A 15,507-nucleotide genomic window follows, 5' to 3' on the forward strand; every position below is an offset into this window, starting at 1 on the left:
ACTGGCACTTTCGATCCGCCACCTCACCCGCAGCCACTGCGAATCGCGTTGGAAAACCCGCGCCTCAACTGAAGACACCGCCAAAGGTGGAAATGCCGGATGCGCGATCAGTTCATGCGTTTGCATGCACGCATCTTCCTGCTAGCGGCGACGTGTTATGAGTAGCTATCAATCCGATCTCCTGCGCGTGCTCGAAGAGCGCGGCTATATCCATCAGGTCACCGATGCCGAGGGGCTGGACAGCCTCGCGACCAAGGGCGTCGTGCCGGGCTATATCGGCTTCGATGCTACCGCGCCAAGCCTGCATGTCGGCAGCCTTGTGCAGATCATGATGCTGCGCCGCCTCCAGCAATCGGGCCACAAGCCGATCGTGGTCATGGGCGGCGGCACCACCAAGGTTGGCGATCCGTCCGGCAAGGACGAAAGCCGCAAGATGCTGACCGATGCGGATATCGATGCGAACATCGCCGGAATCCGCAAGGTCTTCGAACGCCTGCTGACCTTTGGCGATGGCCCCACCGATGCGGTGATGGTCAACAACGACGAATGGCTCAGCCAGCTCGGCTACATCGAGTTGCTGAGGGACGTTGGCCCGCACTTCACGATCAACCGGATGCTGACATTCGATTCGGTTAAGCTGCGCCTTGAACGCGAACAGCCGCTGACCTTCCTCGAATTCAATTACATGATCCTGCAGGCTTACGATTATCGCGAGTTGGCCCAAAGGTACGACTGCCGGCTCCAGATGGGCGGCAGCGACCAGTGGGGCAATATAGTCAACGGCATGGAACTCGCCCGCCGGATGGACGGGACCGATCTTTACGGTCTCACCACGCCGTTGCTGACGACTGCCGACGGTGCGAAGATGGGCAAGACCGCCTCTGGCGCCGTATGGTTGAACGAAGAGCAGCTGCCCAATTACGACTTCTGGCAGTACTGGCGCAACGCGGACGATCGCGACGTCGGGCGCTTCCTGCGCCTGTTCACCGACATGCCGCTTGATGAGATCGCGCGGCTCGAAAAACTCGAGGGTGCAGAGATCAACCAGGCGAAAACGGTTCTCGCGAACGAAGTCACCAGGCTGGTGCGCGGCGAGGCAGCCGCCAGGCTTGCCGAAAAGACCGCTGCGGAAACCTTTGCCGGTGGCGGTGCCGGTGCCGACCTGCCGACTCTCGAAGTCGGCGCGGAAGGCGTGCGCATCGGCGCTGCGCTGACCGCGCTGGGCTTCACGGCATCCAACGGCGAAGCGAAACGCAAGCTGGCGGAAGGTGCGGTAAAGCTGGACGGGGAGGCCGTCACCGACCCCGGGTACCTGATCGATGTCGCTGAAGGGGCAGAAGCGAAGCTGTCGTTGGGCAAGAAAAAGCACGCAATCTTGCGGCGTTGACCCATCCCGAATTGAATAAGAGCTGCGGTTAACCGGATATTTGCCTTTCCGGTCCATCTTTGTCGGCAGCTTAAATCAACAAGGGATCGTATCGCATGGGTGCCGGAGCACAACTCAGCGTCACCGACCAGCGCCGCATGGCGCGCCACCCGGTAGACCACCCGGTCATTGCCGAACACCACGGCAAGGGCGACATGCGCATGCATATCGCCAATATTTCGGCCAATGGTTTCATGATCGATGATGCCGATGACGTTGCGCGCGGAGATCGCGTCGTGGTCCGTCTTCCGGTGATCGGTCGTATCGAAGCCTATTGCATCTGGTGCCGCGACAATCGCGCCGGTTTCCAGTTCGAGCGCATCATTCGCGTGGACGATTTCCTGTCGTTGATCGACACGGTCCAACCGAACCCGCGCCTGCGCAAACTGCGCTAAGCCGCAACAATCATTTTTAAACGCGCAAGCAGGCGTCTCTTCACAAGCGAAGGGGCGCCTGTCATGCGTCTGGGGTGACGCTGGAAGACCCCCCCTCCCCCGACAGGTCCCCGCTGCGGATCGCCAACTTCCGCTATTACTGGGTTTCGCGCCTTTCGATGACATTGGCGCAATACGCGATGATGCTGATCATCGGGTGGCAGACCTATAACATCGCGCGCGACGGCGGCATGGGCGTTGCCGAGGCTTCGGGCCAGCTGGCGCTGATTGGCCTCCTCCAATTCGTCCCGCTGTTCCTGCTGACGCCTTTTTCCGGCTGGGCTGCCGACCATTTCGATCGCCGGAATCTCGGCAGGCTGACGGTACTTCTCCAACTGGTTTGCGCTTCTCTGCTCGCCTGGCTGACATGGAGCGGCGCGCTCTCGCTGGCCTGGATCTTCGGCGTAGCCATCCTTCTCGGCATTGCCCGCGCATTTGCAGGCCCTGCCTTGTCCGCACTCGCACCCAACCTGGTGCCCAAGGCGATCCTGCCCAATGCGATCGCCCTGTCGAGCATATCGTGGCAGGTCGGGATGATCGTTGGACCGGCGGTCGGCGGTTATTTCTACGCTCTTCAGCCCTTTCTGCCCTATGCCGTTGCAGTCGGCCTGTTCCTCGTCTCGATCAGCGCGCTGTCCATGATCGGCAAGGTGCCGCAGCCACCGCGTGCCGTGAACCAGCGCCCGATCCACTCTATGGTGGAGGGTTTGCGCTACGTCGTGCGTAACAAGATGGTGCTTGGCGCGATCACGCTCGACCTTTTCGCGGTCTTCCTTGCGGGTGCGACTGCACTGTTCCCCGTGTATGCTCGCGATATTCTGGAGGTCGGGGAGACCGGCCTCGCGCAGCTTGCCATGGCCCCGGCGGTCGGAGCGGCCCTGACCGCTCTGTGGTTTTCGTTCCGCCCCCTCAGGAGCAACGTCGGACCCAAGATGTTATGGGCTGTCGCGATATTCGGCGCGGCGACCATCGTGTTCGGCCTCTCCAAGTCCATGCCGCTCAGCCTTGCCATGCTGTTCATCGTCGGGGCGGCCGATATGTTCAGCGTCTATATCCGCCAGTCGCTGATCCAGCTGCATACGCCCGACGACAAGCGCGGCCGCGTCTCATCGGTGAGCCTGCTCACGATCAGCGCATCGAACGAATTCGGCGATTTCTTCTCCGGCAGCCTCGCCTATGCCATCGGTCCTGTGGCAGCGGTTGTCGGCGGCGGTGGAGGCGCTATCCTGACGGTTGCTCTGTGGTCGAAAATCTTCCCGGTACTGCGCACGACGCGGACCTTCGACCCGCCTGATGAATTGAACGAAGAGACACCCGATAAAAAGCTGCAGGAGCAGACCAAATGAAAGCCCAGTCCGTCCTCGAAACCATCGGTGGAACCCCGCATATCCGCCTTTCGCGCCTATTCCCCGACCATGAAGTCTGGGTGAAAAGCGAGCGCACCAATCCCGGCGGTTCGATCAAGGACCGCATCGGTCTCGCCATGGTCGAGGATGCGGAAAAGGCCGGACTGCTCAAGCCCGGTGGCACCATCATCGAACCGACTAGCGGCAACACCGGTATCGGCCTCGCGATGGCCGCCGCCGTGAAAGGTTACACGCTGATTCTGGTCATGCCCGAAAGCATGAGCATCGAGCGGCGGCGCCTGATGCTCGCCTACGGTGCCAAGTTCGACCTCACCCCGAAGGAAGGCGGCATGAAGGGCGCCATCGCCCGCGCGCATGAGCTGGTCGAGCAGACCGAAGGTGCATGGATGCCGAGCCAGTTCGACAACCCGTCGAATTACGAAGTGCACAAGCGCACGACCGCACAGGAAATCCTGGCCGACTTCGCCGATACGCCGATCGACGTGATGATCACCGGCGTCGGAACCGGAGGCCACCTGACCGGGTGTGCCGAGGTGCTGAAGGAAAAATGGCCTGCGATGAAAGCCTTCGCGGTAGAACCGGCGGCATCGCCGGTGATCAGCGGCGGACAGCCCGGCCCTCACCCGATCCAGGGCATCGGCGCTGGCTTCGTGCCGGAAAATCTCCACACACAGGCCATCGATGGCGCGATCCAGGTGGATCCCGAAGATGCCAAGGAATGGGCCCGCAAGTGCGCAACCACGGAAGGTATCCTGGTCGGAATTTCCAGCGGAGCGACGCTGGCCGCAATCGCCAAGAAGCTGCCCGAACTCGATAGCGGCGCGCGGATCATGGGCTTCAATTACGATACCGGCGAAAGGTATCTTTCGGTGCCCGATTTCCTCCCGGAGTAAACGCGAAGAGCACCGCGATCAGGGCTTTTACCTAGATCGCAATGCAGAATATTTTTCGCGGCCCGTCCGACTCTCGCCCTCATTGAGCCATCATCAATGACGGGAACGACAGGTGCTACAAGAAACGAAAATACCAGCGTCGACGATTCTATCCCCGGAGCTCGACGCAATGCGCATGGCCTGCGCCGTTGGGCTGACCGGAGGCAATCTCGCCCTCGCCCTGCTGGAACAGAGCGAGGACTGCGTCAAGCTGCTCACTCTGCAGGGCGAGCTGGATTACATGAACTGCGGCGGGATGAAGGCGATGGAGATCACCGATTTCGAAGAGGTAAAAGGCCAGCCCTGGTGGTCGCTGTGGCCTGCAGAACACCGCGATTTGGTTCGCGAAAGCTTCAATCGTGCGGCATCGGGTCATGAACGCCAATTCACTGCCGATTGCCCCACGGCGGCTGGGACACCGCGCCGGTGGAGCGTTCATTTGAAACCCCTCGTCGCGCCTGCGGGACCTGTCGTTGCTGTCCTGTGCACATCGCGGGACATTACCGGGGTGGCGCAGCTGGCTGCCTAGCCCCCGCATACGAAAAGGGGCGGCTCGCTGGCCGCCCCTTCTTGTCTTGGTTGTCGCGCCGGATCAAGCAGCGGTCTGGAAGGCTTCTTCGCCCAGAGCCATCATGCTGTCCGCACCCGTTTCCAGCTTGCGACGCAAAGCGCCTGCGTCTGGGAGATAGCGATCCATGTAATAACGCGCAGTAGCCAGCTTCTGTTCGTAAAAAGCCTTGTCATCGCCCGCGCTGCCGACCTTGGCTGCGGCGATCTTGGCCATCTTCAGCCACATCAGGCCAAGCGTGACGATGCCCATGATGTGCATGTAGTGGTGTGCGCCGGCGCCCAGGTGATTGGGGTTCTGCATCGCATTGTTCATGAACCACATCGTGGCAGCCTGCTGCTGGCCCAGCGCCTTTTCGAGCTGCTCTGCCATGTCCTTCGTCGCTTCGACTTCCTTCGCCGCAGCGATTTCCTCGCCGACGACCTTGAAGAAAGCCTGCACGGCCGCGCCGCCCTTCTGGGCGAGCTTGCGTCCGCAAAGGTCCATGGCCTGAACGCCGTTCGTGCCTTCGTAGATCTGCGCGATACGCGCGTCGCGCACGAACTGGCTCATGCCCCATTCTTCGATGTAGCCATGGCCGCCAAAGACCTGCTGCATGTTGGTGGCGACTTCATAGCCCTTGTCGGTGCCGTAGCCCTTGATGACCGGCGTCATGAGACCGATCAGCAGGTCGGCCTGCTCGCGTTCTTCCTCGGTCTGGGCCTTGTGCGTTAGGTCAACGAGAAGCGCACCCCAAAGGCACAGGGCACGCATGCCTTCAGTGAACGCCTTAGCATCCATCAGCATGCGGCGAACGTCGGGGTGGACGAAGATTGGGTCGGCCTGCGCTTCGGGCTCTGCCGGTCCGCTGAGCGCGCGGCCCTGACGGCGGTCGAGCGCGTAGGCGACTGCGTTCTGGTAGGCGGCTTCGGCCTGGCTCAGGCCCTGGATGCCGACGCCGAGGCGCGCTGCGTTCATCATGATGAACATGGCAGCGAGTCCCTTGTTCTCTTCGCCGACCATCCAGCCCGTCGCACCGTCATAGTTGAGCACGCAGGTGGAGTTTCCGTGGATGCCCATCTTTTCCTCGATCGAGCCGCACGAAACGCCGTTGCGCTCACCCGGAGTGCCATCCTCGTTTACGATGAACTTCGGAACCACGAACAGCGAGATGCCCTTGGTCGAATCCGGTGCGCCCGGGGTCTTTGCCAGCACGAGGTGGATGATGTTGTCCGCCATGTCGTGTTCGCCGGCGGAGATGAAGATCTTGGTACCCGTGATCGCATACGAACCGTCGCCATTCGGCACAGCCTTGGTGCGGATCATGCCTAAATCCGTTCCGCAATGGGGTTCGGTCAGGTTCATGGTGCCGGTCCACTCGTTGGAGATCATCTTGGGGAGATATTTCTCCTTCTGCTCCTGCGAACCCTTGGCGATCAGTGCCGAAATCGCACCATTGGTAAGGCCCGGATACATGCCGAACGCCTGGTTGGCGCTGGCGATAAACTCTTCCATCACGAAGCCGAGAACGTGCGGCATACCCTGTCCGCCGAATTCTTCCGGAGCAGCGATCGTGCCCCAACCGGCCTCGCGGAACTGGTCGAACGCTTCCTTGAAGCCGGGGGGCGTGGTGACCGAGCCGTCTTCGTTGCGCACGCAGCCGTGTTCATCGCCGATGCGATTGAGCGGAGCCAGCACCTCGGCACAGAACTTTCCGCCTTCGTTGATGACCGCTTCGGTCACGTCTTCGCTGACCATTTCGAAACCGGGCAGGTTTCCGTAGCTGCCGAGTTCCAGCAGCTCGTTCACGACGAAGCGGGTGTCACGGGTGGGTGCGGTGTAGATTGGCATGTCTAGTCCTTGGAGAAATATCTAATCGTGTGGCGGGGGTCTCGCCGGGGAGGTGTTTGAAACTAGTCGAGCTGGTCTTCGACCAGGCTGATGAACTCGGTCAGTTCCTTTATGGAACTGTCGATGTCCGCACGCTGTGCCTTGAGCTTGGCCACGTGGCGGCGACATTTTTCCAGGGTAACGCGGCGCTGTTCCGCGCGTCCGTCGTCGAGATCGTAAAGGTCGATCATCTCGCGGATTTCGGTGAGCGAGAAGCCCACGTTCTTCGCGCGCATGATCCAAGCGAGGCGGGCGCGATCACGCTTGGAATAAATCCGCGTCAGACCGACCCTGGAGGGAGCGATCAGGCCCTCGTCCTCGTAGAAACGAAGCGCCCTCGCCGTGCACTCGAACTCGCTCGTCAGATCGGAGATCGAGTATTGCTCACGTTCGAGCTTGTCCGGACGTTCGAGATGAGCGCCAGCATGACGGCGATCGGAATCTTCGTTCGCGGAAGGATTTCTGAGAGGCTGAGACATGCCTCTCTTCTAACGCAACGTTTACGTAAGCGTCAAGTATTGACGGGTTGGAGAACGCCGTCTTCGAGCTTGCGATAGAAACAGCGCGTCGCGCCTGTATGACAGGTCGGTCCTGCCGGACTGCAGGAGACGACCAGGGTATCCTGGTCACAGTCGACCATGATCTCTTCGACCCGCAGGACATTGCCCGACGTTTCGCCCTTCAACCACAGCTTGCCGCGAGACCGGGAATGAAAGTGAGCGAGCCCGGTCTCCAGCGTCTTGTCCAGCGCCTCTGCGTCCATGAAAGCGACCATCAGGACCTCGCGATTCGCTGCGTTCACGATGACTGCGGTGAGTAATCCGTTGGCATCGAACTTGGGTGCAAAGACCTTGCCCTGCTCGCGTTCGGTCTTGGAAATGCTCATGGAATGGTCCGTTTTGTAAAAATACGACAGCTTGTTGCACGATAACCACAAGGGTGTTTCAAAATCGACCCAAATCGCGAATGCCTATTCAACGAACGCGATGTTTGGGTGATGTTCCTTCTCGCAGGCAATGTGAGGTCTGCCAACCGGATCACGGGTATCGCGAGATAGCTCAGGTTCAGGGGGTCCCGGGTCCGCTGCCGCATGGGGGTACTAATGCGGCGCACCCGGTAACGATGAGGGATAGGACCCGATGCATACTGGGGGGGTTGCATCATGTCGCAAGACGGGTCCGGTGTATTTCGTCACGTGGCGCCCGGGACCGGAAGGTTCCGGGCGTTTCGGTTATTTGGAAAGGTTCTGTTGCGTGGCGCTAGCAAGTGCTTCGTCGAGGACCCGCGAGAAACAGCAGATCACGACTGACTTCGCACCTGCCCGCTTTAGCGCGCGGACGCAGGCCTCGCTTGTCGCGCCGCTGGTCAGCACGTCGTCGATCAGAAGAATATCGCGACCCTCAAGCCGAGCTGCCATGGACGCGCGAACTCTTATTGCACCGCCGAGAATCTTCGCACGGGCCTTAGCGCCCATCCCGCCGAGGCTGGGTGTCGCCCTCGTCCGCTCCAGCGCATCGACCACCATCCTGCCGCGCCCTGCCCGTTCAAGTTCCCGCCCGAGCAAGGCCGCCTGGTTGAAGCCACGTGTCCAAAGGCGCCAGCGATGCAGGGGAACGGGGACGATCAGCCGTCCTTCCGGCCCCGCAGGAACGCGCGCCGCCATGAGCCGGGCGAGCAAAGGTGCAAGGCCGATTTTGCGTCCATGCTTAAACCCGAGGACGAGCTTGCGTGAAATGTCCGTATATAGCGTTCCGGCAGCGATACCGTCGTGAATGGGTTTCTTGCCGAGGCATGGTGCGCATATCCGCTCCTGCTCGCTCGCACCTTCGCCGAATGGGCGCTGGCACAGGCTGCAACTTGGATCGCCCGGAATGGCTAGCCCGCTCCAGCATTCCTGGCACAGGCCGCCATGTTCGCCGATCGCATCGCCGCAAGCTGGACAGCGCGGGGGATAGACGAGATCGACAACGGGGGCCGCGCCGTCGCGCAAATGCTTTCTGATTGTGGCTAATCTCCCCATGCCGTTGTCGTGCCGCGCTTGCATCGCGCTGGCAAGAGCGGCAGTGCGCCCAGCATGGAAACACGGTCGCCTCCCCGCATTTTCTCGCGCCAACGCCGGATCGCAGGCCTGCGCCGCCTGCTGGTACGCCAGTCCCAGCGCGACGCCGCGCGATACGTGATGGACGACATGGTCGAGGACGTTCTCGAACGGCTCGAATTCATTCGGCTTGCCCCGAAGCGCGTGCTGGTGGTCGGGGACTGGACCGGCACGCTGGCCCTGTCGCTAAGAGGCAACGGCGCAGCGGTTGAAGAGACGGACGTGCGCAGCCTCGACGAAGAGGCGCCGCTACGAAGCGGTCCGTTCGACCTGATCGTCAGCCTCGCCTCACTCGGCCGGGTGAACGACCTGCCTGGTGCCCTGCTCCACCTGCGCGCCGCACTCGCCCAGGACGGCATCCTGCTCGCCAGCTTGATCGGCGCTGGAAGCCTTGCGAACCTGCGCCGCGCCATGATCGCGGCCGAACCGGACCGACCCTCGGCACGAATGCATCCGCTGGTGGACAACGCTTCGGCATCCGGGCTCATGCAAAGAGCCCTGTTCCGCCGCCAGGTGGTCGACAGCCGGAGCGTGGAGGTGGCCTTCAAATCGCTCGACCGACTGGTGCAGGACCTGCGCGACCAAGGCCTCGGCTCCAGCCTTGCCTCCGCACCACCTCCGCTCTGCAAGGCATCTCTCGAAAGAGCGCGAGAGGCATTCCTATCCGGCGCTAACGATCACGGCCGGGTAATCGAAACCTTCGAGATTCTGACCCTAACCGGCTGGAAAGACTAGCGTAAACTGGCCTGCGCTGCCGCCAACCTAGCAATGGGGACGCGGTAGGGCGAGGCACTGACGTAATCGAGCCCGGTAGCCTCGCAAAACGCGATGCTGGCCGGATCGCCGCCATGTTCGCCGCAAATGCCCAGCTTTATGTCAGCGCGTGTGGCCCTGCCCCGCTCTGCCGCCAGTTCGACCAGCTGGCCGACGCCATCGATATCGAGGCTGACGAAGGGATCGCGCGCGAAGATGCCCTTGTCGACATAGGTCGTGAGGAAGCGGCCCGCATCGTCGCGGCTGACGCCCAGCGTCGTCTGGGTAAGGTCGTTCGTGCCGAAGCTGAAGAATTCACCGACTTCGGCAATTTCGCCCGCCATGAGCGCCGCACGCGGCAGTTCGATCATCGTGCCGACGAGATATTCGACAGTGCAGCCGGAGGATTCGAACACCGATTTGGCCGCCTTGTCGACCACGTCCTTGAGCAATTCGAGTTCGCGCCGAGTGGCAACCAGCGGGATCATGATTTCAGGGACAGGTGCCTCGCCGCTCGACTTGGCGACTTCGCACGCAGCCTCGAAGATCGCGCGCGCCTGCATCTCGTAGATTTCGGGATAAGTGATCCCGAGACGACACCCACGATGGCCCAGCATCGGGTTGAATTCGTGCAATTCGCCCGCACGGCGGCGCAGCTTATCGACGGTAATGCCGGTCGCCTTGGCCAGGTCCTCGAACTCGGCATCGCCATGCGGCAGGAATTCGTGGAGTGGCGGATCGAGAAGACGGATCGTGCAGGGAAGCCCCACCATGACTTCGAAGATCTTGACGAAATCGCTGCGTTGTTCGGGCAGCAGCTGGTCCAGCGCTGCGCGGCGCCCGTTCTCGTCCTCGGCAAGGATCATCTGGCGAACCAGGCTGATGCGGTCGGCATCGAAGAACATGTGCTCGGTCCGGCAAAGGCCGATGCCTTCCGCACCGAACTGGCGCGCCATGCGGCATTCGGTTTCCGTCTCCGCATTGGTCCGCACGCGCATCCGGCGGTGCTTGTCGGCCCATTCCATCAGCACGCCGAAGTCGCCGGCCAGCTCGGGCTCGATAGTGGCGACCTCGCCCGCCATGACCTGGCCGTTGGCGCCGTCGATCGTGATCGTATCGCCTTCCTTGAGCTCGCGATTACCGATCGTCAGCGTCCGCCCTTCACGCGCGATCGCCACCTGAGATGCACCGGAGACACACGGACGGCCCATTCCGCGCGCAACCACGGCTGCGTGACTCGTCATGCCGCCGCGTGCGGTCAGGATGCCGGTCGCCGCGTGCATGCCGTGGATGTCTTCCGGGCTGGTTTCGACACGGACGAGAATGACCTTCTCGCCGCGATTGGCCCACAATTCCGCCGTATCGGCATCGAGCACGATCTTGCCGCTTGCCGCACCCGGCGAGGCCGGAAGGCCGGTGGTCAGCACATCGCGCGGCGCATCGGGGTCGAGCGTAGGGTGGAGAAGCTGGTCCAATGCCATCGGATCGACCCGCAGGATCGCGGTCTTTTCGTCGATCAGGCCTTCGCCGACCATGTCGACCGCCAGCTTGAGCGCGGCCTTGGCCGTGCGCTTGCCGTTGCGGGTCTGCAGCAGCCACAGCTTGCCCTGCTGCACCGTGAATTCGATGTCCTGCATGTCGGTGTAATGCCGTTCCAGCAGGTCGAACAGGCGCGCCAGTTCGGCATAGGCTTCGGGCATCGCCTCTTCCATGCTCAGGGGCTTGGCGCCTGCCGCCTCGCGCGCAGCCTTCGTCAGGTACTGCGGGGTGCGGATCCCGGCTACCACATCCTCGCCCTGCGCATTGACCAGCCATTCGCCGTAATAGGCCTTCTCGCCGGTCGAAGGATCGCGGGTGAAGGCGACGCCCGTCGCGCTGGTATCGCCCATGTTGCCGAACACCATGGCCTGCACGTTGACGGCGGTGCCCATGTCGTGGGGAATATCGTTGAGGCGGCGGTAGACCTTGGCGCGTTCGCTGTCCCAGCTGTCGAATACGGCGCGGATGGCGCCCCAGAGCTGCTCGGTCGGGTCCTGCGGGAACGGCGCGTCGTGCTCTTCTGCGACGATTCGCTTGTACTCGGCGACCAGCACCTTCCAGTCATCGGCCGACATTTCCGTGTCGGCGTAGAAGCCGTTATCTTCCTTGGTTATCTCCAGCGCTTCTTCGAACAGGCCGTGATCGAGGCCAAGCACCACGTCGGAATACATCTGGATGAAGCGGCGGTAGCTGTCCCAGGCGAAGCGTTCGTCGCCCGACGTCTTCGCGAGGCCTTCCACCGTCTCGTCATTCAGGCCGAGGTTGAGGACGGTGTCCATCATGCCGGGCATCGAAACAGCCGCACCCGAGCGGACCGAGACGAGCAGCGGATCCGCCGCATCGCCGAACCCCTTGCCGACGGTGCGTTCGATATGGGTCAGCGCAACCTCCATCGCCTTGCGCAGTTCAGGAGCGAACTCGCCGCCATGCTCGAGGTATTTGAGGCATTCCTCGGTAGCGATGGTGAAGCCGGGAGGGACCGGCAGGCCGATGCTGGCCATTTCGGCAAGATTAGCGCCTTTACCGCCGGTAACTGTCTTGTCCTTCTGCCGGGCATTCGTATGCGGAGCATCGCCGCCGAAGGTGAAGACTGTATCCGTCACGTAATATCCCTCAAAGTTTACAAAGGCGACAGTGTGTCGCCCGCAATTTCTGCCGTCGAACCCGCGGAATTCCGCGGATCAAGGGCGGCCTGCCAAAGGTGACACTCGTATCGAAGGGATTAGCCCTCGATACGAGAGAAGTCGGCGACTTTGTGCACTGCAGCACGGAAGGCTGCAAGCAGGTCGAGCCGATGTGCCCGCTTGTTTTCTTCATCCGCATTTACCGTCACTTCATCGAAGAAACGGTCGATGGGTGCGCGCAGGGAAGCGAGAGCCGCCATCGCGCCGGAGAAGTCTTCCGCCTCAATGGCCCTCGCCGCCGCCGGCTCCGAAGTCGCCAAGGCATCCATCAGCGCCTTTTCAGCCGTTTCGGGCTCGTAGGAAAGCTCCTTGGCATGACGCTCGTTCATCTTGGCATCGATCACCGCCTTCATGTCGGGATCGTCGACCAGCGCCAACGGGTCTTCCTCGCCGGTACGCGCGATCTCACCCTCGGCGCCGTGCCAGTCTTCCTTCTTAAGGATGTTGGCGGCACGCTTGTAGCCTGCGAGCAGGTTGGCGCCGTCCTCGGTGTCCATAAAGGACTGGAGCGCCTTCACCCGCGCGAGCAGGCGGACGAGATCGTCCTCGCCGCCGAGCGCGAACACCGCGTCGATGAGGTCATGGCGAACGCCCGCCTCGCGCTGCTGGACCTTGAGGCGGTCAATCAGAAATTCTGATAGAGGTTTCTGAGCGTCAGTGATGCCCCGGCTAACCTTCTCTGCCTCGAAGGACCAGTTGTGTACGTCCTCAGGACCGATGCCGATAGAATCATCTTGGTCAGGTCGGTCAGGATAGCGATAGGCGTCGAAGCCCAATAGCTTCTCGCCATAGCGCTTGAGACGAGCGGTCAGTGCACTCCCGTAGTGTCCATCAGACGCTGTGGCGTGTAGATCCTCCCAGCTCGACCGGAGGCTGTTTTTGGTGATGAGGTGAATAATCGCTAATTCAGCCCTTCTCAGAGCGAAAGGATCCTTTGAGCCAGAGGGCTTCTCGCCGATCACGAAAAAGCCTGCGAGCGTATCCAGCTTGTCCGCCAAACTCACCGCCACTGTTACCGGGGCACTCGGAACCTCATCGCCCTGCCCGACCGGCTTGTAATGATCGCGGATCGCGTCGGCGACCGCATCGGGCAGACCCTCGGCGCGGGCGTAGTAGCCGCCCATGAGGCCCTGCAGTTCAGGGAACTCGCCGACCATTTCGGTGACGAGGTCGGCTTTGGCGAGGCGCGCGGCCTGTTCGGCCATGTCCGCATCGGCACCTTTGACCACGCCTTCCTCGACCAGCCAGCGGGCCAGCTTCGCCACCCGTTCGACCTTGTCGGCGACGGTGCCCAGCTTCTCGTGGAAGGTGATGCGCTCGAGGCCCTTGGCGTGTTCGGCGAGGGTCTTTTTGCGGTCGACGTCCCAGAAGAAGCGCGCGTCGGACAGACGGGCGGCGAGGACCTTGCGGTTGCCGTCGACCACGCGCGCGCCGCCGTCTTCCGCCTCGATATTGGCGGTGCAGATGAAAGCGTTGGCGAGCTCGCCCGCCTCGTCCTCGCAGACGAAATACTTCTGGTTCACGCGCGCGGTCAGCTGGATCGTCTCGGGCGGGACCTCGAGGAAGTCTTCCTCGAACCGGCCGAGCAGCGGGACCGGCCATTCGGTGAGGCCCGCGTTCTCGATCACCAGCCCCTCGTCCTCGACCAGCTTGAGACCGGCTTTGGAGGCAACCTTTGCCGCGCCCGAGCGGATCAGGTCCTGCCGTTCCGCATGGTCTACGATAACGTGCCCGGCGCGCAGCTTCTTCGCGTAATCGTCGGCATTGCCGATGGTGATGTCGCCCGAATGGTGGAAGCGGTGACCGAGCGTGACCGAGCCGGAGGTAACGCCATGCACCTCACATTCGACTACGTCGTCACCCAGTAGCGCGACGATGCCCGACAGCGGGCGTACCCAGCGTAGGCTCTCGGTGCTGATAGAGGCAGCGCCCCAGCGCATCGACTTGGGCCAGCTGAAGTCGCGGATGATCGCGGGGATCGCCTCGGCGAGCAGGTCCTTCGTCGCGCGGCCGGGCACGTTCTTCACGGCGAAATAGGTCGCCCTGCCCTTCACGTCGCGCGTTTCGAGATTGCCCTTATCGACGCCCGCCTTGCGGCAGAAACCATCAAGCGCCTGGTCGGGAGCACCAACCGGCGGCCCCTTCAACTCTTCGCTGACCGCCTCGGTGGCTTCCGGCAGGCCGCGCGCAATCAGCGCGAGGCGACGCGGGGTCGACCAGACGGTGATCTCGCCGCATTCGACACCGGCGGCATCCATCTCGCGGCGAAACAGCTTTTCGAGCTCGGCGCGCGCACCGGCCTGCATACGGGCGGGGATTTCTTCGCTGCGCAGTTCGAGGAGAAAGTCGCTCATTTCGACCACTCCGGATATTTCTCGGCCCACACGGGCGCTTCCTTTTCCATATGCGCTTCGCAAGCCCCGCGCGCGAGGTCGCGGACGCGGCCCATGTAGCTGGCACGTTCCTGCACGCTGATCACCCCGCGCGCCTGGAGGAGGTTGAAGATGTGGCTCGCCTCCACCGCCTGCTCGTAGGCGGCGATAGGGACGTTGTGCGCAAGCGCGTTCTTACACTCGGCCTCGGCCTTGTTGAACAGGTCGAACAGCGCGTCGGTCTCCGCGACCTCGAAATTCCACTTCGACATCTGCTTCTCGTTCTCGAGGAAGACGTCGCCATAGGTGACGCCCTGCCCGTTGAAATCGAGGTCATAAACGTTGTCGACGCCCTGGATGTACATGGCGAGGCGTTCGAGGCCGTAGGTCAGCTCGCCCGCGACAGGCTTGCAGTCGAAGCCGCCCATCTGCTGGAAATAGGTGAACTGGGTCACCTCCATCCCGTCGCACCAGACTTCCCAGCCCAGCCCCCATGCGCCCAACGTCGGGCTTTCCCAGTCGTCTTCCACGAAGCGGATATCGTGCTTCAGTGGATCGATGCCGATCACGCGCAGGCTTTCAAGGTAAAGGTCCTGGATGTCCGGCGGGCTCGGCTTCAGAATTACCTGATACTGGTAATAGTGCTGCAGGCGGTTCGGGTTCTCGCCATAGCGACCATCTGTCGGGCGGCGGCAGGGCTGCACGAAGGCCGCGTTCCACGGCTCCGGCCCCAGCGCGCGCAGCGTAGTGGCAGTGTGGAAGGTGCCCGCGCCCATACGCATGTCGTAGGGCTGGAGAATCAGGCACCCATGCGCGCTCCAGAAATCGTGCAGCGCAAGGATCATATCCTGGAAGGATTTTTGGGGATTGCGGTCCATGCGCGGCGCAATGGCGCAAGGGCGAAAACGGGTCAATGCCGCAATGCAACGCGGCCACGACCGGCCAAGGGGCGATTGCACCAGGGC

At 62.2% G+C, this 15,507-nt stretch carries 13 protein-coding genes; 6 read left to right on the forward strand and 7 right to left on the reverse strand.

What is annotated here, in order from left to right; translation table 11 throughout:
- Window positions 1-157 precede the first annotated feature (157 nt).
- From tyrS to CVE41_RS00265, 5 genes are all read left to right on the forward strand, one after another.
- Window positions 158-1,387: a tyrosine--tRNA ligase gene (tyrS, locus tag CVE41_RS00245; protein WP_100258872.1), complete on the forward strand. Its 1,230-nt coding sequence runs from the start codon at window positions 158-160 to the stop codon at window positions 1,385-1,387.
- Between the two features lie 95 nt (window positions 1,388-1,482).
- Window positions 1,483-1,821 (forward strand): PilZ domain-containing protein, encoded by a 339-nt coding sequence (locus CVE41_RS00250; RefSeq protein ID WP_100258873.1) that lies wholly within the window; start codon window positions 1,483-1,485, stop codon window positions 1,819-1,821.
- Between the two features lie 80 nt (window positions 1,822-1,901).
- Window positions 1,902-3,206, forward strand: a complete 1,305-nt coding sequence (locus CVE41_RS00255; protein ID WP_100261295.1) for an MFS transporter — start codon at window positions 1,902-1,904, stop codon at window positions 3,204-3,206.
- Window positions 3,203-4,120, forward strand: coding sequence for a cysteine synthase A (gene cysK / locus CVE41_RS00260; protein ID WP_100258874.1), 918 nt, complete (start codon window positions 3,203-3,205; stop codon window positions 4,118-4,120). The genes CVE41_RS00255 and cysK overlap by 4 nt, the downstream gene beginning before the upstream one ends.
- A 175-nt stretch (window positions 4,121-4,295) precedes the next feature.
- Window positions 4,296-4,688, forward strand: a complete 393-nt coding sequence (locus tag CVE41_RS00265; protein ID WP_232725728.1) for a PAS domain-containing protein — start codon at window positions 4,296-4,298, stop codon at window positions 4,686-4,688.
- 63 nt (window positions 4,689-4,751) lie between these two features.
- On the opposite strand, the gene CVE41_RS00270 is transcribed toward CVE41_RS00265, so the two are convergent.
- From CVE41_RS00270 to CVE41_RS00285, 4 genes are all read right to left on the reverse strand, one after another.
- The gene (locus tag CVE41_RS00270) at window positions 4,752-6,557 is read right to left on the reverse strand and encodes an acyl-CoA dehydrogenase C-terminal domain-containing protein (RefSeq protein ID WP_100258876.1); all 1,806 of its coding nucleotides are present in this window, start codon (window positions 6,555-6,557) and stop codon (window positions 4,752-4,754) included.
- 62 nt (window positions 6,558-6,619) lie between these two features.
- Window positions 6,620-7,075, reverse strand: a complete 456-nt coding sequence (locus CVE41_RS00275; protein ID WP_100258877.1) for a MerR family transcriptional regulator — start codon at window positions 7,073-7,075, stop codon at window positions 6,620-6,622.
- 32 nt (window positions 7,076-7,107) lie between these two features.
- Complete coding sequence (gene hisI, locus CVE41_RS00280; protein ID WP_100258878.1) at window positions 7,108-7,482, reverse strand: phosphoribosyl-AMP cyclohydrolase; 375 nt, start codon at window positions 7,480-7,482, stop codon at window positions 7,108-7,110.
- Window positions 7,483-7,827: 345 nt separating this feature from the next.
- On the reverse strand, window positions 7,828-8,616 hold the full coding sequence (locus tag CVE41_RS00285) for a ComF family protein (protein ID WP_100258879.1): 789 nt from the start codon (window positions 8,614-8,616) through the stop codon (window positions 7,828-7,830).
- 54 nt (window positions 8,617-8,670) lie between these two features.
- Here CVE41_RS00285 and CVE41_RS00290 point away from each other — a divergent pair, with 54 nt between their 5' ends.
- Window positions 8,671-9,429: a methyltransferase domain-containing protein gene (locus CVE41_RS00290; protein WP_100261296.1), complete on the forward strand. Its 759-nt coding sequence runs from the start codon at window positions 8,671-8,673 to the stop codon at window positions 9,427-9,429.
- On the opposite strand, the gene ppdK is transcribed toward CVE41_RS00290, so the two are convergent.
- From ppdK to CVE41_RS00305, 3 genes are all read right to left on the reverse strand, one after another.
- The gene (gene ppdK / locus CVE41_RS00295; RefSeq protein ID WP_100258880.1) at window positions 9,426-12,089 is read right to left on the reverse strand and encodes a pyruvate, phosphate dikinase; all 2,664 of its coding nucleotides are present in this window, start codon (window positions 12,087-12,089) and stop codon (window positions 9,426-9,428) included. The genes CVE41_RS00290 and ppdK overlap by 4 nt on opposite strands.
- 119 nt (window positions 12,090-12,208) lie before the next feature.
- Window positions 12,209-14,524 (reverse strand): glycine--tRNA ligase subunit beta, encoded by a 2,316-nt coding sequence (gene glyS, locus CVE41_RS00300; protein ID WP_100258881.1) that lies wholly within the window; start codon window positions 14,522-14,524, stop codon window positions 12,209-12,211.
- Window positions 14,521-15,420, reverse strand: coding sequence for a glycine--tRNA ligase subunit alpha (locus CVE41_RS00305; protein WP_100258882.1), 900 nt, complete (start codon window positions 15,418-15,420; stop codon window positions 14,521-14,523). The genes glyS and CVE41_RS00305 overlap by 4 nt, the downstream gene beginning before the upstream one ends.
- Between the last annotated feature and the right edge of the window lie 87 nt (window positions 15,421-15,507).

Source organism: Qipengyuania seohaensis (genome assembly GCF_002795865.1).
Taxonomy (GTDB): domain Bacteria; phylum Pseudomonadota; class Alphaproteobacteria; order Sphingomonadales; family Sphingomonadaceae; genus Qipengyuania; species Qipengyuania seohaensis.

What these genes read in the sequence shown, in the direction of transcription:
- tyrS (WP_100258872.1), top strand. Translation starts at nt 158, where the DNA reads ATGAGTAGCTATCAATCCGATCTCCTGCGCGTGCTCGAAGAGCGCGGC.
- hisI (WP_100258878.1), bottom strand. Translation starts at nt 7,482, where the DNA reads ATGAGCATTTCCAAGACCGAACGCGAGCAGGGCAAGGTCTTTGCACCC.
- CVE41_RS00290 (WP_100261296.1), top strand. Translation starts at nt 8,671, where the DNA reads ATGGAAACACGGTCGCCTCCCCGCATTTTCTCGCGCCAACGCCGGATC.
- glyS (WP_100258881.1), bottom strand. Translation starts at nt 14,524, where the DNA reads ATGAGCGACTTTCTCCTCGAACTGCGCAGCGAAGAAATCCCCGCCCGT.
- CVE41_RS00305 (WP_100258882.1), bottom strand. Translation starts at nt 15,420, where the DNA reads ATGGACCGCAATCCCCAAAAATCCTTCCAGGATATGATCCTTGCGCTG.
- CVE41_RS00270 (WP_100258876.1), bottom strand. Translation starts at nt 6,557, where the DNA reads ATGCCAATCTACACCGCACCCACCCGTGACACCCGCTTCGTCGTGAAC.
- cysK (WP_100258874.1), top strand. Translation starts at nt 3,203, where the DNA reads ATGAAAGCCCAGTCCGTCCTCGAAACCATCGGTGGAACCCCGCATATC.
- CVE41_RS00265 (WP_232725728.1), top strand. Translation starts at nt 4,296, where the DNA reads ATGGCCTGCGCCGTTGGGCTGACCGGAGGCAATCTCGCCCTCGCCCTG.
- CVE41_RS00275 (WP_100258877.1), bottom strand. Translation starts at nt 7,075, where the DNA reads ATGTCTCAGCCTCTCAGAAATCCTTCCGCGAACGAAGATTCCGATCGC.
- CVE41_RS00250 (WP_100258873.1), top strand. Translation starts at nt 1,483, where the DNA reads ATGGGTGCCGGAGCACAACTCAGCGTCACCGACCAGCGCCGCATGGCG.
- CVE41_RS00285 (WP_100258879.1), bottom strand. Translation starts at nt 8,616, where the DNA reads ATGGGGAGATTAGCCACAATCAGAAAGCATTTGCGCGACGGCGCGGCC.